This is a genomic window from Nocardiopsis alborubida (assembly GCF_012396365.1).
Lineage (GTDB): Bacteria > Actinomycetota > Actinomycetes > Streptosporangiales > Streptosporangiaceae > Nocardiopsis > Nocardiopsis alborubida.
Window position 1 is genome coordinate 84,204 of the sequence record NZ_JAAXPG010000003.1, and the last position, 25,057, is coordinate 109,260.

The 25,057-nt window shown below is 72.7% G+C and carries 23 protein-coding genes; 15 read left to right on the plus strand and 8 right to left on the minus strand.

From position 1 onward, the window contains the following. The first annotated feature begins 1 nt into the window (after nucleotide 1). Both HGB44_RS04140 and HGB44_RS04145 read left to right on the plus strand, forming a co-directional pair. Nucleotides 2–1,108, plus strand: coding sequence for an ABC transporter ATP-binding protein (locus HGB44_RS04140; protein WP_061082107.1), 1,107 nt, complete (start codon nucleotides 2–4; stop codon nucleotides 1,106–1,108). Beyond that, a complete protein-coding gene (locus HGB44_RS04145; RefSeq protein ID WP_061082106.1) occupies nucleotides 1,105–2,211 on the plus strand; it encodes an ABC transporter ATP-binding protein in 1,107 nt (368 codons plus the stop codon). The genes HGB44_RS04140 and HGB44_RS04145 overlap by 4 nt, the downstream gene beginning before the upstream one ends. A 60-nt stretch (nucleotides 2,212–2,271) precedes the next feature. Here the strand turns inward: HGB44_RS04145 and HGB44_RS04150 are convergent, their stop codons facing one another. Both HGB44_RS04150 and HGB44_RS04155 read right to left on the minus strand, forming a co-directional pair. Beyond that, nucleotides 2,272–3,360: a tetratricopeptide repeat protein gene (locus HGB44_RS04150; protein WP_061082105.1), complete on the minus strand. Its 1,089-nt coding sequence runs from the start codon at nucleotides 3,358–3,360 to the stop codon at nucleotides 2,272–2,274. Then, a complete protein-coding gene (locus HGB44_RS04155; protein ID WP_231972543.1) occupies nucleotides 3,357–4,781 on the minus strand; it encodes an AAA family ATPase in 1,425 nt (474 codons plus the stop codon). The genes HGB44_RS04150 and HGB44_RS04155 overlap by 4 nt, the downstream gene beginning before the upstream one ends. A gap of 337 nt (nucleotides 4,782–5,118) precedes the next feature. Here HGB44_RS04155 and HGB44_RS04160 point away from each other — a divergent pair, with 337 nt between their 5' ends. The 4 genes from HGB44_RS04160 (at nucleotide 5,119) to HGB44_RS04175 (ending at nucleotide 7,479) form a co-directional block, all read left to right on the plus strand. Next, the gene (locus tag HGB44_RS04160; protein ID WP_061082104.1) at nucleotides 5,119–5,310 is read left to right on the plus strand and encodes a hypothetical protein; all 192 of its coding nucleotides are present in this window, start codon (nucleotides 5,119–5,121) and stop codon (nucleotides 5,308–5,310) included. 166 nt (nucleotides 5,311–5,476) lie between these two features. Continuing rightward, nucleotides 5,477–6,271, plus strand: a complete 795-nt coding sequence (locus HGB44_RS04165; RefSeq protein ID WP_061082103.1) for an LPXTG cell wall anchor domain-containing protein — start codon at nucleotides 5,477–5,479, stop codon at nucleotides 6,269–6,271. 217 nt (nucleotides 6,272–6,488) lie between these two features. Beyond that, on the plus strand, nucleotides 6,489–6,908 hold the full coding sequence (locus tag HGB44_RS04170; RefSeq protein ID WP_061082102.1) for an SdpI family protein: 420 nt from the start codon (nucleotides 6,489–6,491) through the stop codon (nucleotides 6,906–6,908). Between the two features lie 148 nt (nucleotides 6,909–7,056). Then, on the plus strand, nucleotides 7,057–7,479 hold the full coding sequence (locus tag HGB44_RS04175) for a thiol-disulfide oxidoreductase DCC family protein (RefSeq protein WP_061082101.1): 423 nt from the start codon (nucleotides 7,057–7,059) through the stop codon (nucleotides 7,477–7,479). A gap of 81 nt (nucleotides 7,480–7,560) precedes the next feature. Here HGB44_RS04175 and HGB44_RS04180 read toward each other — a convergent pair whose 3' ends face one another. Continuing rightward, nucleotides 7,561–8,445, minus strand: coding sequence for a hypothetical protein (locus HGB44_RS04180; RefSeq protein ID WP_061082100.1), 885 nt, complete (start codon nucleotides 8,443–8,445; stop codon nucleotides 7,561–7,563). A gap of 154 nt (nucleotides 8,446–8,599) precedes the next feature. Between HGB44_RS04180 and HGB44_RS04185 the strand changes: the two genes are divergently transcribed. Continuing rightward, nucleotides 8,600–9,091 carry an AAA family ATPase gene (locus HGB44_RS04185; protein ID WP_061082099.1) on the plus strand — a complete coding sequence of 164 codons (492 nt, stop codon included), beginning with the start codon at nucleotides 8,600–8,602 and terminating at the stop codon, nucleotides 9,089–9,091. Between the two features lie 48 nt (nucleotides 9,092–9,139). On the opposite strand, the gene HGB44_RS04190 is transcribed toward HGB44_RS04185, so the two are convergent. Continuing rightward, the gene (locus HGB44_RS04190) at nucleotides 9,140–10,948 is read right to left on the minus strand and encodes a coiled-coil domain-containing protein (protein ID WP_061082098.1); all 1,809 of its coding nucleotides are present in this window, start codon (nucleotides 10,946–10,948) and stop codon (nucleotides 9,140–9,142) included. Nucleotides 10,949–11,259: 311 nt separating this feature from the next. On the opposite strand from HGB44_RS04190, the gene HGB44_RS04195 reads away from it, so the two are divergent. Next, nucleotides 11,260–12,684 carry an aldehyde dehydrogenase family protein gene (locus HGB44_RS04195; protein ID WP_061082097.1) on the plus strand — a complete coding sequence of 475 codons (1,425 nt, stop codon included), beginning with the start codon at nucleotides 11,260–11,262 and terminating at the stop codon, nucleotides 12,682–12,684. 84 nt (nucleotides 12,685–12,768) lie between these two features. Here the strand turns inward: HGB44_RS04195 and HGB44_RS04200 are convergent, their stop codons facing one another. Further along, nucleotides 12,769–13,824, minus strand: a complete 1,056-nt coding sequence (locus HGB44_RS04200) for a trypsin-like serine peptidase (protein ID WP_061079906.1) — start codon at nucleotides 13,822–13,824, stop codon at nucleotides 12,769–12,771. Nucleotides 13,825–13,987: 163 nt separating this feature from the next. Beyond that, nucleotides 13,988–15,673: a CocE/NonD family hydrolase gene (locus tag HGB44_RS04205; RefSeq protein ID WP_061079899.1), complete on the minus strand. Its 1,686-nt coding sequence runs from the start codon at nucleotides 15,671–15,673 to the stop codon at nucleotides 13,988–13,990. A 464-nt stretch (nucleotides 15,674–16,137) separates the two neighbouring features. Here HGB44_RS04205 and dxr point away from each other — a divergent pair, with 464 nt between their 5' ends. The 5 genes from dxr (at nucleotide 16,138) to HGB44_RS04230 (ending at nucleotide 21,226) form a co-directional block, all read left to right on the plus strand. Beyond that, nucleotides 16,138–17,358, plus strand: coding sequence for a 1-deoxy-D-xylulose-5-phosphate reductoisomerase (gene dxr / locus HGB44_RS04210; protein WP_061079898.1), 1,221 nt, complete (start codon nucleotides 16,138–16,140; stop codon nucleotides 17,356–17,358). A 21-nt stretch (nucleotides 17,359–17,379) separates the two neighbouring features. Beyond that, on the plus strand, nucleotides 17,380–18,735 hold the full coding sequence (locus HGB44_RS04215) for a M50 family metallopeptidase (RefSeq protein WP_061079897.1): 1,356 nt from the start codon (nucleotides 17,380–17,382) through the stop codon (nucleotides 18,733–18,735). Nucleotides 18,736–19,089: 354 nt separating this feature from the next. Next, a complete protein-coding gene (ispG, locus tag HGB44_RS04220) occupies nucleotides 19,090–20,247 on the plus strand; it encodes a flavodoxin-dependent (E)-4-hydroxy-3-methylbut-2-enyl-diphosphate synthase (protein ID WP_017568356.1) in 1,158 nt (385 codons plus the stop codon). A gap of 177 nt (nucleotides 20,248–20,424) precedes the next feature. Continuing rightward, nucleotides 20,425–20,877 (plus strand): hypothetical protein, encoded by a 453-nt coding sequence (locus tag HGB44_RS04225; protein WP_061079896.1) that lies wholly within the window; start codon nucleotides 20,425–20,427, stop codon nucleotides 20,875–20,877. Nucleotides 20,878–21,034: 157 nt separating this feature from the next. Continuing rightward, nucleotides 21,035–21,226 carry a DUF1918 domain-containing protein gene (locus HGB44_RS04230; RefSeq protein WP_061079895.1) on the plus strand — a complete coding sequence of 64 codons (192 nt, stop codon included), beginning with the start codon at nucleotides 21,035–21,037 and terminating at the stop codon, nucleotides 21,224–21,226. 88 nt (nucleotides 21,227–21,314) lie between these two features. Here the strand turns inward: HGB44_RS04230 and HGB44_RS04235 are convergent, their stop codons facing one another. Beyond that, nucleotides 21,315–21,632, minus strand: a complete 318-nt coding sequence (locus HGB44_RS04235; RefSeq protein WP_061079894.1) for a helix-turn-helix domain-containing protein — start codon at nucleotides 21,630–21,632, stop codon at nucleotides 21,315–21,317. 1 nt (nucleotide 21,633) lies between these two features. Next, on the minus strand, nucleotides 21,634–22,014 hold the full coding sequence (locus HGB44_RS04240) for a type II toxin-antitoxin system RelE/ParE family toxin (RefSeq protein ID WP_061079893.1): 381 nt from the start codon (nucleotides 22,012–22,014) through the stop codon (nucleotides 21,634–21,636). A gap of 482 nt (nucleotides 22,015–22,496) precedes the next feature. Here HGB44_RS04240 and HGB44_RS04245 point away from each other — a divergent pair, with 482 nt between their 5' ends. After that, entirely contained in the window at nucleotides 22,497–23,981 is a 1,485-nt protein-coding gene (locus HGB44_RS04245; RefSeq protein WP_061079892.1) for an amino acid permease, read from the plus strand. Between the two features lie 236 nt (nucleotides 23,982–24,217). Beyond that, nucleotides 24,218–25,024 (plus strand): carbon-nitrogen hydrolase family protein, encoded by an 807-nt coding sequence (locus HGB44_RS04250; protein ID WP_061079891.1) that lies wholly within the window; start codon nucleotides 24,218–24,220, stop codon nucleotides 25,022–25,024. Nucleotides 25,025–25,057 lie beyond the last annotated feature (33 nt).

Below are 25,057 nucleotides of genomic sequence, written 5' to 3' on the forward strand. Positions count from 1 at the left end.
CATGAGTTCCAGCACGCCGCTGCTGGCGGTGGACGAGCTGTCCGTGGTGTTCGACGGACGCGGCTCCGACGAGGTGCGGGCCGTGGACGGGGTGTCCTTCACCCTGGAGGAGGGCAGGGTGACCGGCCTGGTCGGCGAGTCCGGCTGCGGCAAGAGCGTCACCTCGCTCGCCCTCATGGGCCTGCTCCCCGACAGGGGGGTGAAGGTCGGCGGCAGCGCCGTCATGCGGCTGTCCGACGGCCCCGTCGACCTGCTGAGGCTGTCGCAGAAACGGATGCGCGACCTGCGCGGCTCCCGGTTGGCGATGATCTTCCAGGACCCGCTCAGCTCCCTCAACCCCGTGGTGCCCATCGGCCGCCAGGTCACCGAGATCCTGCGCCGCCACCGTGGACTGCGCGGTTCGGCCGCCGAGAAGGAGGCCGCCGACCTGCTGGACCGGGTGGGCATCCCCGACCCCACACGGCGGCTGCGCGAGTACCCGCACCAGCTGTCGGGCGGCATGCGCCAGCGCGCGCTCATCGCCATGGCGGTGGCCTGCCGCCCCCGCGTGATGATCGCCGACGAGCCCACCACAGCCCTGGACGTCACCATCCAGGCGCAGATCCTGGAGCTGCTCCGGGACCTGGTCACCGAGGAGGGCACCGCCCTGCTGATGATCACGCACGACCTGGGCGTGGTCGCCGGGCTGTGCGACGACATCAACGTCCTGTACGCGGGACGGGCGGTGGAGACGGCGCAGCGCGCTCCGCTGTTCGCCGACCCCACCCACCCCTACACGGTCGGACTGCTGGGCTCCATCCCCCGGCTGGACGCCCCGCGCGGGGAGCGGCTCACCCCCATCCGCGGGTCGGTCAACGACAACATCGCCTGGTCGCAGGGGTGCGCGTTCGCGCCCCGCTGCGACCACTACACGATGGAGTGCCTCCAGGGTCCGCCGGAGCTCGTGGCGGTGGGTGCCGCGGCGGGCGTGGAGGACGGCGGCCGCTCCGGTGGGGGGCCCGCGGCCGCACACGTGCACCGGTGCGTGAACCCCCTTCGGGGCGCGGACGCGGCCGACCGGCCCACGCTTGACGGCCCGGACGGCGACGACGAGGAGGAGCGGGGATGAGCCTGCTGCGGATCAACGACCTCAAGGTGCACTTCCCCATCAGGAGGGGGGTGCTCTTCGACCGCACCGTCGGCCACGTGCGCGCGGTCGACGGCGTCAGCCTGGAGATCGAGAGCGGCCAGACCTACGGCCTGGTGGGTGAGTCCGGCTGCGGCAAGACCACCCTGGGCCGCGCGGTGCTGCGGCTGGTGGACGTCACCGAGGGCGAGGTGCTCTTCGGCGGACAGGACCTGGCGGGTCTGGACGAGGAGTCGATGCGCCGCCAGCGCAAGAACCTCCAGATGGTGTTCCAGGACCCGCTGGGCAGCCTCAACCCCCGGCAGAACATCGGTTCCATCCTGCTGGAGGGCTTGCAGACCCACGGGATCGGCGGCCCCGCGCCGGGGGAGGGGCCCTCCGGCAGCAGGGAGCGCCGGGCCCTGGTCCTGGAGGACCAGCGCAGGCGCGTGGTCGACGCCCTGGAGAGGGTGGGCCTGTCGGCGAAGGCGCTCACCCGCTACCCGCACGAGTTCTCCGGCGGCCAGCGCCAGCGCATCGGCATCGCCCGCGCGCTGGTGCTGGAGCCCGACCTCATCATCTGCGACGAGCCGGTGTCGGCGCTGGACGTGTCGATCCAGGCGCAGGTGCTCAACCTGCTGGAGAGCCTCCAGAAGGAGCTGGGGCTGACCTACCTGGTGATCGCGCACGACCTGGCGGTGGTCCGCCACGTCAGCGACGTGGTCGGGGTGATGTACCTGGGAGGCCTGGTGGAGGAGGCCTCCAGCGACGACCTGTACGAGACGCCGATGCACCCGTACACGCGCTCGCTCATGTCGGCGGTGCCGGTCCCCGACCCGGAGGTGGAGGACAGCCGCGAGCGCATCCTGCTGGCGGGGGACCTGCCCTCGCCCGCGGACCCGCCCAAGGGCTGCCGCTTCCACACCCGCTGCCCGTGGCGGCAGGAGGAGCGGTGCGACACCGAACGACCCGAACTGCGCCCGGTGGGGAACGCCTCCGACGGCGGTACCCACCGGGTGGCCTGCCACTACGCGGAGCAGATCCTCTCGGGTGAGATCCGCCCCAGGGAGGAGATGGCCGAGCGCATCGTGCACGGTACCGGTTGAGCCGACCGGCGGCGGGCGGTCATCCGGGATCCGGGTGGCCGCCCGCCGCGCCGTGCGGGGTCACCGCGCGGCGGCCCGTGCGTTGGCGTCCTCACGGGCCGCGACGTCGGTCAGCATCCGGTTGCGGCCGTAGCGCTGCCACAGGTAGGCGGTCAGAAGCAGGGCGAGGCCGTACAGCCCCCAGGGCAGGGGCGCCAGGCCCAGGACGAGGAGGGCCACGGGCATGAGCACCAGGCCCGTCAACCAGCCCCTGAACCCCTGGAAGCCGCCCAGGTAGCTCCGCACGTTCGCGGGGATGGCCAGGATCCTGGCCAGGTGCCAGGAGGGCAGGGCGGCCAGGACCAGGGTGAGCACGGCGCCGAAGATCCGCGCGGAGACGTCCTCGTGCGTGGCCAGCGCCCCCATCCCCAGGCAGAACGGTGTGACGATGGTGGCGTAGAGGTTCACGCGCAGCCCGCCGCGCAGGATCCCCGCGTACATGATCCGGGAGGCGCCCTGGGCGCGCGGGTTGAGCGCCATCAGCAGCGCGCCGTGGTCCGCCGCGCCGCGCAGCCTGCCCCGCATCACGCTGAGCGCGCTCAGACCCCGGACCGCGTCCTCGCACTGGGGGTCCAGCTCCAGTGCCCGCCGGTAGGCCGTCTCCGCGTGCTCCAGCAACTGGAGAGAGCGGTACACGTCGCCCGCCTGGCTGTGCGTCTCCACCCTGTCCGGGTCCAGTGCGGCCGCGCGGTTCAGCGCCTCGTGGATCGTGTTGAGCGACCGCGGGTTGTGCGCGCCCAGAGCGAGGTGCAGGCGGGCCAGGGCCCGGGCCGCCAGCAGGTGGTGGACGCCCTCGTCGGGCCTCCTGGCCACCAGGTCGTTGAAGACGCGCAGGGCCTCCTCGGTGTGCCCTCCCAGCAGCAGGGACTGGCCCAGCACGTTGAGGGCCGCGGTGTCCCCCGGGTCGAGCCGCAGGCACTGGCTCGCGTCCCCGTGCGCCTCCGGGAAACGGTGCAGTTCCAGGTGGCAGACGGCCCTGAGCCGCCAGGCGGCCGCGCTGTCGGGGTGCTCGCCCAGCAGGCGCCCGGCCTCGACGACCCCCTCCTCGCACCGCCCGGTCCTCAACAGCAGGAGGATCCGCTGCAACGACTCGGCGCCCTCCTCCGTCACCGCCGGGATCCGCCGTGCCCGCGCAGGTACTCGGCCAGCTCCTGGTAGCTGTTGTCCTTGTTGGCGAAGGCCACGGCGGCGCGGGCGCCCTCGAACCAGTCGCCGGTCGAGGGGCGCACCTCCGCCAGCGCGTGTTCGAAGTCGGCCATGCCGATGGGGCGGATCCGGCCCAGCCGGGAGGAGTCCAGCAGCGCGCGCTCGGCGGCGCTGTCGCACAGGTGGGACAGGTCGGCGCCGGACAGGCCCCCGGTGCGGCGGGCCAGCGTGGTGACGTTCAGCCCCTCGGTGGGGCGCTCGGTGAGGCCCGCGGTGAGGATGGCGGCGCGGGCGGGCTCGTCCGGCGGGGGCACGAACAGCATGCGGTCCAGGCGGCCCGGGCGGCGCAGGGCCGGGTCGATGTCCCAGGGGTGGTTGGTGGCCGCCAGCAGGAACACGCCCTCGTTGTTCTCGGAGACCGAGTCCAGCTCCGTGAGCAGCTGGGTGACGACGTTGCGCAGGTAGGGGCCGACCTTGTTGCGGCGTCCGCCGATGGCGTCGAGCTCGTCCAGGAAGACGACGCACGGGCTGTACTCGCGGGCGCGCTGGAACAGCGCCTTGATGTTGCGCTCGCTGTTGCCCATGTAGCGGTCCAGGACGTCGGCGAGGGAGACGGTGAGGAAGTCCGCGCCCATCTCACCGGCCACGCCCCGGGCGAGGAAGGTCTTGCCGCAGCCGGGCGGACCGTACAGCAGCAGGCCGCCGCGCAGGCTCTTGCCGAAGGCCCTGCGCAGTTCGGCGTTGCGCATGGGCGCCAGGAAGGCCGCCTCCAGCCGGTCCTTGACGGTCCGCATGCCCGCGACGTCGGCCAGGGTGGTGCGCGAGGAGGTGAACTCGTAGTCGTCGGGGCGCAGGGGGCTGCCGTCGTCGTAGGAGGGCTCCGGATGCTCCCTGCGGTCGGCGGACGGGTGCGCCGGACGGTCGGAGGGCTCCTCCGGCGCGGGCGGGGGAGCGGAGCCCGCCGGGTCCGGGACCCGGGGCGGAGCGGGGGAGTCCGGGGCAGGGGGCGACGGAGCCGTCGGGGTGGTCGGGGCCGCCGCGGCCGTTCCGGACGAAGGTGCCGGGGGCGCGGGGGCGGCTGGTGCGGCAGAGGGCGCGGGGGTCGTCCCGGGCGGAGACGCAGGAGACGCCTGAGGCGCGGGGGGAGGCGGCGCGGGGGCGGCCGCGGGCTGCTGGCCGGGGTTCAGTGCCCGTGCCATCAGCTGCCGGGCCCGCTCCGAACCGGGATCCTGCTGGAGGGCGGTGGCCAGGTGGGGGATGGCCGTCTGGACGTCTCCGGCGTCCAGCAGCAGTCCGCCCAGGTGCAGACGCAGGACCGCGTCGTCGGGGGCCGCCGTCACGGCGGAGGTCATGCTGGCGATCAACCGGGGGTCTGGGGAGGACAATCCTCGCTCCTTCGTGGTCACGGGACGTCGCTGATCCTCGCGGTGGGAATTGTAGCCACGGTGGCAGAGAACCCTTGTTTCGCCCTGACCGGAACAGGGAACCCCTCCCGTCCCCGCGCCCCCGGGCATGACACCTGTCATCGCGAAACCGCGTGATCCTCACGGCCGGCGGATGACAGCGGCCTCTTCACGCCGCGTCCCCGCTCCCGGCAGGCTGGACCAGGGCCTCCCGTCGGTCCCGGTCCCGGCCCCGCCCACGGGGGCGGGGCCGTCCGGCTCCCCTCGGCGGACGGCCCCGTCCGAACCCGTGACGACTCCTGATGGTGGTGCTCCGCCCGTGCTGTTGGCCCTCCTCGTGCTGCGCCGTGCGACCCTGGTCCTCCGGCGCCTGGCGGACCGGCTGAGGCTCGCCCACCTCGCCTCGGGAGCCACCGCCTGGCTGGTCTGCGACCACTGGCGGGACGGCTGGCAGCTGACCCCGATGGTCCTTGGGGCACTGGGCGCGGGCCTGGCGGCCGCCGCGGCCTGAACCGGCCTCCGGGAACATGGCGGGTGCAGGTGAGGGGCGCCCCGTATTTTTGGCGATCTGTAATGCGATTATCGGTCTTTGTACGGGGGAGCCAAGGTAGGTTGGCTCGCTGTCTGCACGTGAGCCCAATCAGTCACACGGGCATCCCTCATCACAGGAGTCCCCTTTGTCCCCCAACCCCGGTGCGGGCGCGTTCGGCGCCCGGCTGTTCCTCGGTGCCGCCCTGGTGGCGGGCACCGTTCTCGGCGGCGCCTCCGCGGCGTTCGCCGCTTCCCCCGCCAGCGCTCCCGGAGACAACGGGACCGTGAAGATCCACGACCCGTCCACCTCCGAGCAGGACAACCGCAACGAGCCCAAGGTCTGCGACTTCCAGATCGTGGCCGACAACTTCGACGCGGTCCAGGAGGTGTCCTGGGAGATCCTGGCCAAGGCCGGGAACGGCGGCTGGAAGGACGTCGTGCTGGAGGGCACCCTCGTTCTCGACGGCGAGGGAGCGGGCAGCACCGAGATCCTCGAACTCGACGACGGACACTACAAGCTCGACTGGACCTTCGAGGGTCAGCGCGGCAACGACGCCAAGCACAAGGTCTTCAAGGTCGACTGCGGGGACTCCTCCGAGGAACCGGAGCCGACCGCCCCCGAGGAGACCCCGGAGGAGGAGCCCTCCACACCTCCGGCCGAGGAGGAGACCCCGGACGAGTCCCCCGCCCCGACCGACCCCGTCGAGCCCACCGCTCCCGGGGAGACCGAGGCCCCGACCGCTCCCGCCGACCCGTCCGCGCCCGAGGGCACGGAGCCTGAGGCCGACGAGGGCAACGCCCCGGACGGTGACGAGCAGTCCCTGCCCGTCACCGGCTCGGCCCTGACCGCTCTGGTAGCCGCCGGAGCCGTCGCCGTCGCCGGCGGTGGCTCGGCCGTCTACTTCGCCCGCCGCAGGAAGAACGCCGACGCGCAGGAGTAGGACGGCAGGACCGTGAGGGGGTGGCCGCGACCGCGGCCGCCCCCTTCCACTGTCTTCACCCGCTCTGCCCGCGGGGCCGAGGCCCCGGCCGCCGCGGCCCGGACCCGGCGACGGCCCCGGCGGCTCCCCAGAGAGGGCACGGCTATCGTGGGACACCCGCCATCCGCCGGGACGGAGAACCCGTGCACTCCCGGCGTTCCGACGGAAGGAGCCCCCCTTGCCGCCGTTCCTCGCGGACGCCGCGTCCGACAGCACCGAACCCCTGACCGGCTGGACCATGGTCCTGACCCTGGCGGTCCTGGCGGTCGCCCCGGCGATCCTGATCGCTGCGGGCTGTCTGGGTGCTCGGGGACTGCTCCGCCCCAACCTGGTGTTCGGCATCCGCACGACGTACACCCTCTCCGACGACGACGCCTGGTACACCGTGCACTCCCTGTCCGCGCCCTGGACGATCGCCTCGGGTGCGGTCATGGCACTGTCCGTCGTGCTGCCCCCCTTCTTCACGGACGACGTCCGTCTCCAGACGGCTGTGATGCTGGCGCCGATGGGTGCGGGCCTGGTGCTGCTGTGCCTGGGCGTGCGGCGCGCGGAACGGGCCGCGCGGAGCCGGGCCGCCCGCGACACCGGCGCCCGGTGAGGAGAGCGGGGCGGGCCGCCGCGCGGCGGCTGTGCGGTCGCTCACGCGAGGGCGCGGAGCGCCAGGTGGGGCGGTCCCGTGCTCGGCGGGCGGTGAGAACATCCGCCGGAACCGGGAGGGGGCGCCTCCCGGCGGGCAGGATGGTGGCATGAGGCCTTCACTGGACACCGTCCCCGGTACCGGGGCGTTCCTGTACGACCGGGACTGCGGGTTCTGTAAGCGCTCGGTGGTCTTCGCCCGCGACCGGCTGCGCACCCGCAGCCGGTTCGTGGCCTGGCAGGACTTCGACCTGGACTCGGCGGGGCTGACGCCGGAGCAGACCGACGCCAGCGCCTGGTTCGTGTACGCGGACGGGCGCCGCTTCTCCGGGGGCGACGCCGTCGCCGAACTCCTGCTGCACGGGCGGCCGCTCACCCGGCCGCTGGGCCGCCTGGCGCGCCTTCCGCTGCTGCGCGCGCTCAACCGGGCCGCCTACCGCTGGGTGGCCGCCAACCGCCACCGCATCCCTCTTCCCGGAGGAGCGCCCTCCTGCGGCCTCGATCCCGCGGCTCCCCGTCCGGAGGGCGGATGAACCCGGCGCTCCCGTAACCGGTGGCCGTGCGCCGGTCAGCGGACACCGGCGCACCGACCGCACGCCGGACCGGCCGGGGACTCAGGCCGCGCGCAGGACCCGGCACACGTCCAGCAGCCGCTCGCGCAGCACCGCGCCGCGCCCGGCGAACCCCCGCTGCGCCTCCATGTACTCCGCCTTGCCCTCGGCGGTCTCGATCCGCACCGGCGCGTACCCCCACGCCGCCAGGTCGTAGGGGGAGGCGCGCATGTCCAGCGTCCGGATCTCCCGTGAGAGTTCGAAGCAGTCCACCACCAGCTCGGAGGGCACCGCCGGGGTCAGCTTGTACGCCCACTTGTACAGGTCCATGTTGGCGTGCAGGCACCCCGGCTGGTCCAGCTCGTCCTGACGCTCCCGGCTGGGCTGGAGCGTGTTGAGCGGGCGTGCGGCGTCGGTGAAGAAGCGGAACGCGTCGAAGTGCGAGCACTGGATCCGGTGCGTCTCCACGACCCGGTCGGTGCCCTCCCGGCCCAGCCGCAGCGGCACCTGTCCGTGCCGCACCTGTCCGGCCCGGTACACCATCGCCCACTCGTGCAGCCCGAAGCAGCCCAGGTGGGCGGGGCGCCCGGCGACCGACGACAACAGCCGCTCCACGAAGTCCAGCACCGGTCGCGCCGCCAGGAACGCCGCGGTGTCCAGGCCCACCGCGCCCCCGGGCAGCTCGGTGTAGAACCGCTCGTCCAGGCGGGCGCGGGCGCCCTCGCCCAGCAGCACCGTCCCCGCGCCCGGGTGCCAGCGCCGCAGCTGCGCGGGCTTGAGGTTGTAGTAGGTGAACAGGAAGTCCTCCACCGGGTGGCGCACGCCCTCCCGGCGGCGGCGCAGGTGGTCCCCGACCAGCGCGTCCACGCGGTCGCGGTGCCTCTCGGCGCGCTCGCGCCACCGCTCCTCGGGAAGGGCGGCCTGCGCCCGGGTACTCGCTTCCGTCACGGCCCCCAGGGTATGCGCGCCGCCGGATCCCCCGCCCCCGTACCCCGCCCTTCGGGCGGCCAGCGGATCGACGCCTTTCCGGCCGCGGCGAACCGGGCGGCGGGTTCTTTCCGACCCCGGGTCCCGTCTCCCACGTTCTTGTACGATCCGGCGGATGGGCGTGCGGAACTATCTGGTCGAAGGCGTTTCCGGAACCGGCAAGACCTCGGTCTGCGAAGAACTGCGGCGGCGCGGTTACCACGCCGTCAACGGTGACCTCGAACTGGCCTATCAGGGCGATCCGGAAACCGGAGAGCCGACGGAGGGCATGAGGCACGAGCATCACGTCTGGCATGTCGACAGGGTGAGGTCCCTGGTAGCCGACCAGGGCAGCGCGGTGACGTTCTTCTGCGGCGGATCCAGGAACTTCCCGAAGTTCCTGGGCCTGTTCGACGGCGTGTTCGTCCTCGAAGTCGACCTTGGGACACTGAACCGGCGACTCGACGGGCGGCCGGAGGACGAGTGGGGCGGGCGGCAGTCGGAACGCGACCTCATCACGCGCCTGCACCGGACGAAGGAGGACGTCCCGAAGGACGGCGTCGTCATCGACGCCACCAGGCCGCTCGCGCGCGTCGTCGACGAGATCATCCGCCGCGCAGCGGGATAGGCGCTTCGCGCCGCGCGGGTTCCACGCCGGTCCACGCACGGGCACGGCTCAGTTCGACTGCTGCACGGGCAGGTGGCGGCCCAGGTAACCGATGTAGACGCGGTTCGTGGTGCCCGGCCCCAGGTGGGGGTAGAAGTACAGCCGCGGGCAGATCCCGTACTCGATGTCGAGCTTGATGTGCGCGTACATGGGCAGACGCCCGCTCGGCTCCACCTCCTCGGGTACCCGGAAGAGGCGCTTGTCGTTGAGCTTGCCCCGGTTGCGCACGTGGTCGGACTCCTGCGAGGCCAGCCGCTTGACGGGGATCACCTGGTACCCGTCGGGGGTCTCGCGCAGGTAGGAGTGGAAGTCCAGTCCGGTGCCGGGGTTGTCGAACTGGTAGCGCGCGTAGTCGTTCAGGGCCAGCAGCGCCTCCCACGCGCGGGTGACCCACAGGGACTCCTTGCGGCTGTCGGACAGCTCGTAGACCGTGGCGTCCTCGATGGTGAAGTACAGGTGCGGCAGGACCGAGTCGTCGGTGATCCGCTCCAGCAGTTCGCGCACGCTCATCGGGGCCCGCCGTTGCGGGTCGCTCGGCGCGGGCGCCGCGGCCAGCCGGAACAGGCCGGCCTCGCGCGCCTGCTCGCGCAGCCAGCGGGCCTCGTAGCGGGCGGCGCGCGCCTGCTCGCGCGCGGTGTCGAGCTCCTCGCTCAGGTCGGCGGTCTCGGCCAGGAGCTCGTGCCGCTCCTCGGACAGCTCACTGACCCGCGCGCCGAGCCGGGTGACCTCCTCCCGCAGCCGCTGGGCCTGCTGTTCCAGGGCCTCGCGCTCCAGCGCGGAGGCGGTCCCGGCAGGATCGGCCCCGCCCTGCGCCGCCTGGTGCACGATGGCCGCGCCCCGGGCCGCGGGCACGCTCACCCGCGGTCCCGCCGCGCTGGGCCCGGACCGCCGCAGGTCGTGGGTCTCCTCGTCCAGCAGGGCGTCCACGGCCTGGAGCGGTTCGGGCAGGTCCACCTCCAGCGCGTTGTCGCGCACCCGCCGCGAGAGGGCGGCGCCCACCCAGTTGCGGATGCGCTCGCCGTCGCGCGCGGTGTCCAGTGTGGCCGGGCTCATCCGGGGGTGGCGGGCGGCGTCCGCCTCGTCGCGCAGGTCCACCCCTGGTAAGAAGGTGCGCACTCCGCCGGGAGGGACGTCCAGGCCCGGCGGCAGGAGCGCGCCGACGCGTTCCAGGGCGGCGGCGTCGAGCACGTACCCGGAGCACATGCCGGTGCAGCGCGACAGCGCCCCGGCCATGGCCCCGCGCCAGTCGGCGACGGTCACGTCCCGGGGGGAACCGGTGGCCACCACCGCCATGCGCCGCAGGGGGTCGCGGATCGTGGCCACGAGCGTGTCGACGAGGTCGTCGTCGCGCCCGCGCACGATCCGGGGCACGGGCGGCAGCGGGTGGCCGCCGTCGTGGCCGTGCACCGACTCCAGGAGCATGCGCGCCGCCTCGGGCGGCATGACGTCCAGGCGGGGCTGCTCGGAGCCCTCCCCCAGCGGGGAGGAGGGGGCGACGGTCATGTCGATCCACACGTACCGCCACGGGGACAGCGCCGGGTCGACGACCGCGGTGGCGACCGTCCGCCACACCCCGTCCGTCTTGTCGGACTCGGTGGTCAGACGCAGGAAGGACAGGCCCTCGTCGGGGTTGTCGTGCCGGACGACCAGGGCGCGGGAGCGGTTGCTCAGCTCATGGCGCCCCGACACGGAGAAGTCCACGCGCGCGCCCGAGTTGCCGCGCTTGCTCAGCCACCGCGACAGGACCGTCGAGGTGACGGCGACCAGGTCGCCGTCGTGCTCCGGGACCGCGACGAGCGTGCGGTAGACAAGCGGCAATGGGCACTCCCGGGATCCCGTCGGCGGTGGCGGACCCGAGGGTCCGGCCGAACGCGCTGGCAGAGCCCTCCTCACCACTGTGGACGAAGGAAGCCGCCGGCGCCAGTCGGCCGACCAAAGATCCCCGGTCAGGCTGTCGGATCCTCAGACGATACCGCCCGTCACTCCGGTGTACACCCCCCGTTGTCGGCACTGTTCGGAGCGCGGGGCCGTGCGCGCGTCAGTCTTGCGCCACCGTGGCCAACTCCCGTGCTCGGGTTGGCAACAGTGGACAAGGCATACCGGGAGAACGGGGCACTAGCGTCACGGGCATGTCTACGCGTCCGTTCTGGCTGGCCGGCACCGCCGCGACCGGCGACACCGAGATCACCGTCGTCAACCCCTACACCGGCGAGGACGCGGGTACCGTCTCCGTGCCCACCGCCGAGCAGATCGAGGAGGCGGTGGCCGCCGCGCACGCGGTCGCCGCCGAGGCCGCCGCCCTGCCCGCCCACGTGCGGGCCGACGCCCTCGACCACGTCTCCCGGCGCATCGGCGAGCGCGCCGAGGAGATCGCCCGCACCATCACCGCCGAGAGCGGCAAACCGATCAAGTGGGCCCGCGCCGAGGCCGGACGCGCCGTGTCCGTGTTCCGCTGGGCCGCGGAGGAGGCCCGCCGCGACAGCGGCGAGCTCCAGCGCCTGGACACCGACCCGGGCGGCACCGGTCGCATGGCCCTGGTGCGCCGCGTCCCCAAGGGGCCGGTCCTGGGCATCTCGCCGTTCAACTTCCCCCTCAACCTCGTCGCCCACAAGGTCGCCCCGGCCATCGCCGTCGGAGCGCCGATCCTCCTCAAGCCCGCCCCCGCCACCCCGATGACCGCCCTGATCCTGGGCGAGATCATCGCCGAGACGGACCTGCCCGGCGGCATGGTGTCGGTGCTGCCGATGCCCAACGACCGCGCCGCCTCCCTCATCACCGACGAGCGCCTGCCCGTCATCTCCTTCACCGGCGGTGCCTTCGGCTGGCAGCTGCCCCGCCTGGCCCCGCACAAGCACGTCACCCTGGAACTGGGCGGCAACGCCGCGGCCGTGGTGCTCGCCGACGCCGACCTGGACTGGGCGGCCCAGCGGGTGGCCCTGTTCGGCAACAACCAGGCCGGACAGGTGTGCATCGGCGTGCAGCGCGTCATCGTCGAGGACGCCGTGTACGACGAGTTCGTGTCGCGCCTGGTGGAGCGGGTGGAGGCGCTCGGCGTGGGCGATCCCGCCGACCCGGCCACCGACGTGGGCCCGCTGGTGGACGCGGCCGCGGCCGAGCGCGTGGCCTCCTGGATCGACGAGGCCGTCGCCGCCGGGGCCAAGCTCCTCACCGGCGGCACGCGCGACGGCGTGACCGTGGCGCCGACCGTGCTCGCCGAGGCCCCGGACGACGCCCGGGTGGTGCGCCAGGAGGTTTTCGGCCCGGTGCTGGTCCTCCAGCGCGCGGCCGACACCGACGCCGCCTTCGCCGCGGTCAACGACAGCGACTTCGGGCTCCAGGCGGGCGTGTTCACCCGCGACCTGCCCACCGCGTTCCGCGCCCACCGCGAGCTGGAGGTGGGCGGCGTGGTCATCGGCGACGTGCCCACGTTCCGCGCCGACCAGATGCCCTACGGCGGCGTCAAGGGGTCGGGTGTGGGCAAGGAGGGCGTGCGCGCCGCCATGACCGACCTGTCCTACGAGCGGGTCCTGGTCCTGACCGGAATCGACGTGTAGGACCGCCGGGGCCCGCCCCGCGTCCGCGACGGGCGGTGCCCCCCGGCCACGGGGGCCGGGGGGCACCGCCCGTTCCGCGGGACACTACAGCTGGGCGGCCTGCTCGTACAGGTCACGCGCCTCCTGGCCGAGCCGGGGGCCGTACTGGACGCTGCGGTCGTCGGCGTACTTGAAGCTGACCACCGAGGTGACCGTCCCCCGGCCGGTACCGGTGTCGAAACCGGTGAACCAGGGGCCGCCGCTGGAGCCCTGCGTCATGGAGCAGCGCACCCCGTTGGCCGTGGTGCCGCCGGTGTCGGGCTCGGTGCGGCCCGAGCAGTAGTGCAGGTGCCTGCCCTCGTACGGGGACGCCGACGGGTACCCGAACGTGTACACCTGCACCCCCTCGCGGACCCTGTCCTCGGTCCAGGTGCCGAACGCGATCCGCTGGGAGCCCACCCGCTCCTGGACGGTGGTGCCCCCGTCGGGGTTGAGCACCACCATGGCGAAGTCGTAGCTGTCGTCGGCCTCGCGGGACCACTCGGGCGCCACCAGAAGATCGCTGGCGGTGAACCGCCCGTAGGGGCTCTCCCCGTCCGCGTGGCCGGGCACGAAGGTCCAGTTGCGGGCCCACGAGCCCCGGCCGTCCTTGGCGCAGTGCCCGGCGGTGACCACGGTGCTCCGGTTCGCCGCGTCCACCACCGACGCCGAGCACGTGAAGTCGCGCCCGTCCATGGTCAGGTAGACCTTGCCGGTGGTCCTGGTGACCAGCCCGCCCGAGGTCCAGCGCTCGCCCCGGCTGTCGGGGCGCGGCGCGGCCTGGTGCTCGACGCCCTCGTCCGGCGCGGCCCCGCTCTCAGCGGGCAGGAGGACGTCCTCCAGCATGCCGGTGATGGGCTCGGCGGCGGCCATGCGCTCCTCGGTCCAGTAGTCCAGCACGGCCTGGTGCTGGTCGCCGGTCACGGCGGCGCTCTGGTGGGAGAGCCCCGCCACGCGCGCCAGGGCCTCGCGGTCCTCCTGCGCGGGAACCGCGGGGGAGTGGATGGCCTGGGTGACGGCGGACGCGGGCGCGGGAATCTGCTCGGCGAGGAAGAGCCCCCCGGCGGCGACCGTCGCGGCGGCGAGGGGTGCGAGGATCCTGTGTGCGGTGGACGAGGTCATGACCAGCATCCTCGCACACTTTCGGTAGTCGAGTTGCTACTTTGTGTTTGTGTCGCGCGCGGCGGGGGAAGAAGGGGCCGCCTCCGGCGCGGGGGCGTGCCGGAGGCGGTCGGGAGGGCGCCCGGACCGGCGCCGCGGGAGACCGCGCCGTTGCGGGCGACCGTCAGGCGAGCGGCACCGTGACCCGGGCGGGGGCCTCCTCGGGAGAGGTCACGCTCACCCGGTCCCCGACGTCGCTCTCGTCCTGGTACCGCGCGTCCATGCTGTCCACCACCACGGCCAGGCGGTGCCCCGCGGGCACGTCCCACACCACCGGCGCCAGCTCCGTGTCCACCGTGACCGGTTCACCGGGGGTGGCCCCGCGCATGGTGTAGGGCGTGTGCGAGAGCAGCGAACCCGTCCCCCGCCCGTCGATCGCGTACAGGTACACGTACACCGACTGGTCCGGAGCGGTCGGCGTGAACGTGAGGGAGACCTCCGGCGTCCCCGCCACGCGCACCCCCTCGGAGTAGGCGGGACTGGTCCACACGGCGGCCCGGTAGCGGTCCACCGTCGGCAGCAGCACCCCGGTCGGGATGTCGAAGAACTGCTGGAGGGCACCGGAGACCATCACCGTGCCGCTCTCGGCCGGTGTGCCGATCCCCGTCCGGAAGCGGTAGCTCCAGCCGGTGGAGGGCTCGGGCTCCATGGCGCCGCTGCTCTGCCAGCGGAACCAGTCGGTGCTCGGCTCGGCCAGGTGGTACCGGTCGGTGCTCGCGGTCACCGACGGCCAGTCGGGGTGCGTGGACCAGCCGCCGCGCCCGTTGTTGGGCCTGACGTGCACGGGCCCCTCGGCGTCCACCTCGTTGGCCTGGCCGCGCAGGTGGTGGTCGAACCAGTCGCCCAGGGCCTCCCACACCTCGTTGGGCAGTCCGGCCGCGCCGAACAGCTCCTGCGTGGCGTGGTCGCCCGGGGTGAGCATGAGCCGCTTGGGGACCTCCAGCTCCTCGTAGAAGTCGGTGATGTGGCCGACGGGGAAGATGCCGTCGTTCCAGGCGTGCGCCATCATCACGGCCGTGCCATTGGCGTTGATGGCGTCCACCTTGGTGGCCGCCGACCGGTCCGGGGCCACGTCCAGGGCGGGCTGGATGTCGCCGCGCCGGTAGGCGGCCCCGATCCCGGCCAGCTCCTCGCCGGGGGTGCCGGTGAGGTTGCCCGCCAGCAGGAGCAGCTCGGCCGACTGTGCGTCGACGGTCTCGTTGGGGTACAGCGAGACGGCCAGGTCGGCCCAGCCGCTCAGCGAGGCCACGGCGCGGATCCGCTCGTCCTCGGCGGCGGTCAGCAGGCTGATGCCGCCCCCGTAGGAGATCCCGGCCATGCCGATGCGGTCGGGGTCGGCGTCGGTGTTCTCCAGCGCCCAGTCGATGACGGCGCTGGCGTCGGCGCGGTCCTCGGGACCGGCCACCCCGATCCCGCCGCCCGAGTCCCAGAAGCCGCGCGAGGTGTAGGCCACGACCTGGTAGCCGGACTCGTGCGCCAGCCTGGCGGCGGCGCCCACGTAGAGGAGGTGGGGCGTGCCCCAGGCGGACGGCATGACCAGCAGCGGATGCGGGCCCTCGACTCCGGTGGGGGTGATGACCTTCGCCTTCAGTTCGGTGCCGTCGTGGCTGACGATGGTCTCGTAGCTGATGCTGGCGCCGACCGCGGCCGAGGCCGGGGTGGGGGAGAGGACCGCGGCGGCGAGCACGGCCGCCAGGGCCAGGGACAGCAGGCGGGGGAGGAGGCGCGCGAGGGCGCGGAGTCCGGAAGCGCTCGGGGGCGGTCCGCCCTCGGAGGGCGCGGGGAGGGAGGGGGTTCTGGCAGGGCGCATGACGGGGGAACCTCAGGGGACTGGCGGGGTGGGGTGACCGATGGGTCGTCGCGCCGTCTCGCCATCGGGGAGGCCGGAACCCGGGGGTTCCGGCGGAGGCGCCCGGGGGCCGCCTCACGGGGGTGGTCTTGTCGTGTTGCCTTAACCGGGGGGTAACTTACTCACCGGTTAAGTTAGGTCACCCGCCACCGGTTGTAAAGACCCGGTGACGCGCGTTCGCGGCGGTCCTCCGCCGCCAGCCCCGCGGGCGCCTCGCCGGGGACCGCCGCAAGCTCCACGTCACCCCCCCCGGGGGGGTGAACGCCGACCCGTGCCCCCGCACCGCCCCCGGAGCGGACCACCGGTCCGCGCCCTCCCTCCGGCGGGCCGCCGCCTTCGACGGTCGGCCTTCGTCCACAGCCCCCGCACTCCACCCGGCGGATTGCGGAACAATGGGGAGCGTGCGAGAAGAACAGCGAACAGCAGTGATCCTCGGTTCCACCGGTTCGATCGGGACCCAGGCCATCGACATCGTCCAGCGCAACCCCCACCGCTTCCGCGTGGTGGGCCTGGCCGCGGGAGGCGGGCGCGTGGACCTGCTCGCCAAGCAGGCGGCCGAGCTCGACGTCCCGCTGGTCGCCGTCGCCGACCCCGACCGCGCGGCCGAGCTCGCACGCGCCCTCGCCGGGCACGGCAGCCGCGCCACCGTCCTGGCCGGACCCGAGGGGGTCGCGGAGCTCGCCGGGAGCGAGTGCGACGTGGTCCTCAACGGCATCACCGGAGCCCTGGGCCTGGAGTCCACCCTCGCCGCGCTGCGCGCCGGGCGCACCCTCGCCCTGGCCAACAAGGAGTCCCTCATCATCGGCGGGCCGCTCGTGCGCGGACTCGCCCGGCCGGGCCAGATCGTCCCGGTCGACTCCGAGCACTTCGCCATCGCCCAGTGCTTCCCCCACCTGCCCGAGGGCGAACTCGCCAGCCCCGCGCAGGGCCACGTCCACGCCCGCCGCGACGAGGTGCGCCGCCTGGTCGTCACCGCCAGCGGAGGCCCCTTCCGCGGCCGCGGCCGCGACGAACTGGCCTCCGTCACCCCCGCCGACGCCCTCAACCACCCCACGTGGAGCATGGGCCCGGTCATCACCGTCAACTCCGCCACCCTGGTCAACAAGGGGCTGGAGGTCATCGAGGCCAACCTGCTGTTCGACGTGCCCTTCGACCGGATCGACGTGGTCGTCCACCCGCAGTCGGTCGTCCACTCCATGGTCGAGTACGTGGACGGCTCCACGATCGCCAAGGCCAGCCCGCCCAGCATGATGATCCCCATCGCCTACGGGCTCGGCGCGCCCGACCGCGTGCCCGACGCCGCGCCCGGCATGGACTGGACCCGCGCCCACACCTGGACCTTCGAGCCCCTGGACCACGACGCCTTCCCCGCGGTCCGCCTGGCGTGCGAGGTCGGCGCCGCGGGCGGGACCGCGCCCGCGGTCTACAACGCGGCCAACGAGGAGGCGGTCGACGCCTTCCTCCGCGGAAACCTCGCGTTCCCGGCCATCATGGACACCGTCTCCCGGGTAGTCTCGGAGCACCAGCGAACAGAACGTACCGGGGGAGCGTCCTCCCACAGAGGACACCTGAGCCTGGACGACGTGTACGCCGCTGACACCTGGGCCCGCACGCGTGCGCGCGAGCTGCTCGCGCGCCAGGCCTGACACCGCCCTGAGGAGAGATGCATGGTCGCCCTGATGACCGTGGTCGGGATCGTCCTGTTCGTCTTCGGCCTGCTGTTCTCGATCGCCTGGCACGAGCTGGGACACATGTCCACGGCCAAGATGTTCGGGATCAAGTGCACCGAGTTCATGGTGGGCTTCGGCAAGACCCTGTGGTCCGTCCGCAGGGGCGAGACCGAGTACGGCATCAAGGCGGTGCCGCTGGGCGGGTTCGTGCGCATGGTCGGCATGCTCCCGCCCTCGCGCCAGGCCGCCGACGGCAGCTCCCGCAGGCTCTCGCGCTGGCGGGCCATGGCCGAGGACGCGCGGGAGGCGTCCTACGTCGAGCTCTCCCCCGAGGACCAGGACCGGCAGTTCTACCAGCGTGCGCCGTGGAAGCGCCTCATCGTGATGTTCGCCGGGCCCGGCATGAACGTGATCCTGGCCGCGATCCTGCTCGCCGTGCTGTTCATGGGCATCGGGGTGCCGCAGAGCACCACCCAGATCGCCACGGTCAGCGAGTGCGTGGTCCCCGCGGACAGCTCCGCCACCGACTGCGAGGACGCCCCGCCCACGCCCGCCGCCGAGGCCGGGATGCTGCCCGGCGACGTCATCGTCTCCGTCGGCGGCGAGTCCACCCCGGACTGGAGCACCGCCAACCGGCAGATCCGCGAGGCCATGGGCGGCACCGAGATCGTGGTCGAGCGCGGCGGCGAGCGGCTGCCGCTGGACGTCGACATCGTCGAGAACGAACTCCCGGCCCGCGACGCAGAGGGCGAGTTCGTCTACGAGACCGACGCCGACGGCGAGCCGGTCTACGACGAGCAGGGCTACCGCGTCTACGAGACCGAGGTCGTGGGCTTCCTCGGCATCGTCTTCGCCACCGAGCGCGCCCCGCTCACCCTCGCCGAGTCGGCCGCCGAGATGGGCGGCATGATGATCGGCGTCGGCGAGGCCCTCATCTCCCTGCCCAGCAAGGTGCCCGACGTCTTCGCCGCCGCCTTCCTGGGCGAGCAGCGCACGCAGGACTCCCCGGTGGGCATCGTCGGCATCTCCCGCATCGGCGGCGAGATCATGGCCCAGGGGCTCCCCGTGGCCGACACCGCCGCGATCATGATCCAGATCCTGGCCGGGGTGAACCTCTTCCTGTTCGCCTTCAACCTGGTGCCGATCCTGCCGCTGGACGGCGGGCACATGGCCGGTGCCATCTGGGAGTGGATCAAGCGCGGCTGGGCCAGAGCGTTCCGGCGGCCCGAACCGGCGCCGGTGGACGTGGCGATGCTGACACCGGTGGCCTACGTGGTCGTGGCCTGCTTCCTGGTGTTCAGCGTGGTCCTGCTCGTGGCCGACCTGTTCAACCCGGTCAGACTCTTCGGCTGACCCCCGTCCCGGCGGCCTTCCGGCCGCCGGGACGGGGGTCCCTCCGGTCGGTCCGGCGAGCCGACGCCGTGTACCGGGACCGCTCCTCGTCACCGCTCCGGTGACCCCGCGACCTGCGGTGGCCACCCCCGCGGCGCCGGGCGTTCATCCTGGTACGCCTGGTCCGCCTTCCGTGCCGGGAAGGCCCCCGGGTACGGGTAACCTGGGGGCGCGATCCGGGAACGACGGCGTAGCCAAGGCCGCCGAACACGGTGATCCCCGGACGCGGACCCGCGCGCTGCGCCGGACACCCATTCCCGAAACGGACGAATCAAGTGCCGCCCCCTCTCCGGCGGCAGACGAGGTGAATCAAGCGTGACCGTCGATCTCGGTATTCCCGCCGCACCGCCGCGCCCGCTCGCGACCCGGCGCAAGACGCGGCAGATCATGGTCGGGAACGTTCCCGTCGGTGGGGACGCCCCGGTGTCCGTGCAGTCGATGACGACCACCCGTACCTCCGACATCAACGCGACCCTCCAGCAGATCGCGGAACTGACCGCCGCGGGCTGCCAGATCGTCCGCGTGGCCGTGCCCACCAACGACGACGCCGACGCCCTGGCGATCATCGCCAAGAAGTCGCAGATCCCGGTGATCGCCGACATCCACTTCCAGCCCAAGTACGTGTTCCAGGCGATCGACGCCGGATGCGCGGCCGTGCGCGTCAACCCGGGCAACATCAAGAAGTTCGACGACAAGGTCGCCGAGATCGCCAAGGCGGCCGGTGAGGCCGGGACTCCGATCCGCATCGGCGTCAACGCCGGTTCGCTGGACAAGCGCCTGCTCGAGAAGTACGGCAGGGCCACCCCGGAGGCGCTGGTGGAGTCGGCGCTGTGGGAGTGCTCGCTGTTCGAGGAGCACGGCTTCCGCGACATCAAGATCTCGGTCAAGCACAACGACCCCGTGGTCATGGTCAACGCCTACCGCCAGCTCTCCGCGGCCTGCGACTACCCGCTGCACCTGGGTGTGACCGAGGCCGGTCCCGCCTTCCAGGGCACCATCAAGTCCGCCGTGGCCTTCGGCGCGCTGCTCTCGGAGGGCATCGGCGACACCATCCGCGTGTCCCTGTCCGCGCCCCCCGCGGAGGAGGTCAAGGTCGGCAACCAGATCCTGGAGTCGCTCGGGCTGCGTGAGCGCGGCCTGGAGATCGTCTCCTGCCCCAGCTGCGGCCGGGCCCAGGTGGACGTGTACACGCTCGCCGAGGAGGTCACCGCGGGCCTGGAGGGCATGGAGGTGCCGCTGCGCGTGGCCGTCATGGGCTGCGTCGTCAACGGCCCCGGCGAGGCCCGCGACGCCGACCTGGGCGTGGCCTCCGGCAACGGCAAGGGCCAGATCTTCGTCAAGGGCGAGGTCATCAAGACCGTGCCCGAGTCCCAGATCGTGGAGACCCTCATCGAGGAGGCCATGCGCATCGCCGAGGAGATGGGCGAGTCCGGCGCCGAGTCGGGTGCGCCCACGGTCTCCGTGGCCGGCTGACCCGCCCCGCTGCCCCGACGGCCGCGCCGCCCCTCCCGGGACCGGCGCGGCCGTTCGCGTGTGCGGTGCGCACCCCACGACAGCGCGACGGAACGGTCGCTCTCCGTTGTGCTCAGCGCACCCAGTGGCCATGATGGGACCGGCAACAGCCGGAACGACACCCCCTCAGGAGCCCTCGTGTCCCCCTCACGGATCAAGGTGCGTTTCACCCCGGTCGTCGGAGGACTCCTCCTCGCACTCGGTCTGCTCAACCTCGTCCTCGGCGTGTGGCTGCTGGGACTGGGGGAGTTCACCATGGGCCTGCTCATCGGCGTCGCCGTCACCGTCGCGGGTGCCGTGCAGCTGACCAGGACCTACTTCTGGTTCGACCCCGAGATCGGGGCGGGGTGGTCGTCGGTCTCCGGTCCCGGAAGGTTCGGCCCGCTCGCCAGGGGGGTCACGGCCGAGCGGGGGGAGCGCTTCGCCGCGGAGGGAGCGGGCCTCGTGCACGTGGCCGCCGACGGGACGCGCACCCCCGTCCCGGTGCGGCGGTGGATGGCGAACAGGGCCGACTGGCGCGCGCTGGAGGCCGCCTTGTTGGAGACGGCCCGGCTCCGGGAGCCCCGGACCCCGGACGGCGGAGCTTCCTGACCGGGGGCCGTCGGGAACGTCACCCCGTGCCTTCCCTGTCCCGCTTCCCGCGGTAAGGGGACGTTGTCTGCGCAGGTGGGGGCGGGAAAGGAACATCCCGTTCCGCCGGTCGGCGGTGACGTGAGGACGAGCACGCGAGAAACGGGAGGGCCTGCCGGTGCATGCGAGTGTGGGGGACCGGATCCATGTCAGGGACAGAGGGACGAGTACGGAGGACCGGGCGGGAGAGGTCGTCGAGGTCCGCGGCTCCGACGGGGGACCGCCCTACGTGGTGCGCTTCCCCGATGGCCGCGAGACCCTGATCTACCCGGGGCCGGACGCCGTGGTCGTGCCCGCGACGGCGGAGTAGCCCGACCGGTCGCGCGGTCCCGCCGTTTCGGCCGGACAGACGCGTCGGGTGTGGGGAAGGGCGCCCGCCCCACACCCGACGCGGGGCCTCAGCTCACGGTGAGTGCCTCGTCCCCGAATCTCGCCACGATCTCCATCGTTCCCCCCAGCGCCTCGACGTAGCTCCGGATGGTGGCGATCTCGGCGCGGTCGAGTTCTCCGCGCTCGATCCGGGAAACCCGGGATTGGGACACGCCCAGCTTCTGGGCGAGGGCAGTCTGATCCAGCCCGTGCTCCCTGCGGATCTCCGCGAGTCGATAAGCGCGTTCTTCGTTTCGGAGTTCGGCCTCCAGCGCGGAGATCCGTTCCTCGTCGAGCCCTGCTGACTCGACCATCTCGGCTCTGACGTCCTTCCAGCTTCTTGCCATGTCAACCTCTCTCCACGCCGTACTCGCCGTCCAACCACCGCTGGTAGCGCTCCTCGGCCAGCGGAACGTTCTCCTCGTACCACCGTTGCCACCGACCGGCCTTGTCACCAGCGACCGGTAATACGGCCTGCCTCGCCGGGTCGAGGACGAACAGGATGCGCACGGCCGTCGTCCCCGATGTTCTGGGGCGCAGTTCCTTCATGTTGTGGACGGTTGAGCCCTTGATGCAGTCGACCAAGGGGCGGCCCAGGGTAGGGCCTGCCGTCTCCAGGCGGTTGACGGCGGCGATCACACGATCAGCCAGATCGGGTTCTTCCTTTGCCAGATTCAGTAGCCAAGCATCCACCTCATCCAGCAGGATCACGTTCCAGGACACACTCATTATGCTATGAGCGTTCTATGATGTGAAGGTTCTACTTGCTGGAGAAGTGGCCTTGCCGGCGAGGCTCGGGTCGCGAGCGGAGCTCCGGGAAGCCTGCCGGCTCGCGCTGCTCTTCGCTGGCCGGGGAGCTGGCCACGGGGGCCGGAACGCGTTCGCACACGGGCGGTTCCGGCCCGTCGTCGTGCCCGGGGCTCCTTCGTGCGCTCCTGACCAGCCTGTTCGCTGTCCGAAGTGGCGGCGGTCACCCAGGGTGATTTTGTGTGGCATCCCTCACAAGGGCGTGCGTTTCCTTGCGCGGTCACGCACGAAACCGCTGCTTCAAACGGACAGACGCAACGAATGTGGGTCATGTTACGTAGGTAACGCGGCTACCGTTGCTGAGGGCTTCGGGCCGCCCGGATGCGTGGCGACCGGGCCCCATCCCCCTCCGTGCCTCCCTCGGGGGAGCGGTGTGCCCACGTACATGAACGAGGAGTAAACACGTGGTGGACCAGAAGAGCTCGGCGGGCACCCGCGGGGCCCCAGGCCCGGGCGGTGCGCCCGCGCTGAGGCAGCGCCTCACCAGGCGCAAGCCGATCGAGAGGCTCGTCGCCGAGACCCGGGACTCCGAGGGCAGCGGCCTCCAGCGGCACATGGGCTTCTGGCAGCTGTCCATGATCGGCATCGGCGCCACCCTGGGCACCGGCATCTTCGTCGTGCTGGGCGAGGCCGTCCCCGTCGCCGGGCCGGCCGTCATCGTCTCGTTCGTGCTCGCCGGGATCACCGCGCTGTTCTCCGCGCTGGCCTACGCCGAGATGGCCGGGATGATCCCCGCCTCCGGCTCCGCCTACTCCTACAGCTACGCCACCATCGGCGAGTTCATGGCCTGGGTGTGCGGCTGGTGCCTCATGCTCACCTACGGGGTGTCGGTCGCGGCGGTCGGCGTCGGCTGGGGCGAGTACATCAACGAGCTTCTCCAGCTCACCACCGGTCTGTCCCTGCCGGGCGCGGTGCTCGCCGGTCCCATGGAGGGCGGCGTGATCAACCTGCCCGCCGCCGTCGTGGTCCTGCTGTCCATGTTCGCCCTGCTCGCCGGGGTCCGCGAGAGCAGCCGCGTCAACGCCGTCATGGTCGCCGTCAAGGTCGCCATCCTGGTGATGTTCGTGGTCATCGCGATCACCGCCGTCCAGGACGGCAACTTCGCCCCGTTCATGCCGATGGGCATGGCCGGTGTCAGTGCCGCGGGCGCCACCCTGTTCTTCTCCTACATCGGCTTCGACTCGGTCTCCACCGCGAGCGAGGAGGCCAAGAACCCGCAGCGCGACCTGCCCCGGGCCATCATGTTCGCGATGATCCTGGTGACGGCGCTGTACTGCCTGGTCGCCTTCGCGGCGGTCGGCGCGCTCGACTGGACCGGCTTCGTCGACGGAGAGACCTCCCTCGCGGGCATCCTGACCTCGGTCACCGGCACCCCCGTGTGGGCGGTCATCTTCGCCGCCGGTGCGGTCCTGGCCCTGGCCAGCGTGGTCCTGGTGGTGCTCTACAGCCAGACCCGCATCCTCTACGCCATGTCGCGCGACGGGCTCATCCCCAAGGCCTTCTCCACCCTCGACGCCAAGGGCACCCCGCGCACGAACACCCTCATCACCTCCGTGCTCATCGCGGTGCTCGCCGCCCTGGTCCCGCTCGGACCGCTCGCCGACGCCACCGCCATCGGCACCCTCTTCGCCTTCGCCCTGGTCAACGTCGCCGTCCTGGTGCTGCGCCGCAGCAGGCCCGACCTGCCGCGCGCCTTCCGGGTGCCGGGGGCGCCGGTCACGCCGGTGCTGGGCGTGCTGGCCTGCGCCTACCTCATGTTCAGCATGTCGATGAGCGTGTGGGCGGCCTTCCTGGTCTGGCTCGCCGTCGGCGTGGCGGTCTACTTCTCCTACGGCATGCGCCGCTCCGCGCTGGAGACCGACCCCGAGGTCACCGGGGTCCGCTCCTAGCCGGGCGGGGCGGAAACCGCGCGTGCGGGGGCCGGGGGGATCCCCCGGCCCCCGCGTGTGTTCGCGGGGAGGGTTGGGCGTACGTCATGCTGCGCGAATCCGTCCTCGTACGCAAGGAACAGCTGCATACTGCTGGAAATACGCGGGAATCCCCGAATCGTGTGCACTGTTTCGACGCCTTCGCCCACCTAGAGTGGACGCGGCCCCGAGACGACGGAGAACAGCGAGGTGAGGCAGTGACACGCGGACCCCTGCGCGTGGCCCTTGACCAGGGCGCCGGACCCGGCGCGGACCCCGCCGCCGCCCTCGACCGGCTGGCCGACCGCGCCAGAGCCGCCGCCGCCGCCGGAGCCCGCCTGCTCGTGGGACCCGAGATGTCCCTGACCGGCTACAACCTGGGCCCCGACCTCCTGGCCCGGCTCGCCGAACCCTTCGACGGCCCCCTCAGCCAGGCGGTCGCCGCCATCGCCGCCGACACCGGCGTCGCCATCGTCCACGGCTTCCCCGAGCGCGCCGACGGCACCGTGTACAACGCCGTCCAGCTCGTGGACTCCAACGGCGCCCGCCGGACCTACCGCAAGACCCACCTGTTCGGCGGCCTGGACCGCGGGGCGTTCTCCCCGGGCACGGAGCCGGTGGTCCAGACCGACCTCGACGGGGTCCGCGTCGGCCTGCTGGTCTGCTACGACGTCGAGTTCCCCGAGACCGTGCGCGCCCACGCCCTCGCCGGTACCGAACTCCTCGTCGTCCCCACCGCGCTCATGCTGCCCTTCACCGAGGTGCCCGAGCGGATCGTGCCCGTGCGCGCCCTGGAGAACCAGATCCACCTGGCGTACGTGAACCGCTGCGACGCCGAGGGCGACCTGCGCTACGCGGGACTGAGCACCCTGCTCGCGCCCGACGGCTCCGAGACGCTGCGGGCCGGAACCGGCGAGGAGTTCCTGGTCGGTGACGTCGACCCGGACGCTCTCGCCCGCGCCCGCCGCGAGCAGTCCTACCTGGACGACCGCCGCCCGGCCCTGTACCGGACGCTCACCGCGTGACCGCCGCCTGAGGCGGCGGGCGCCGCGTCGCCC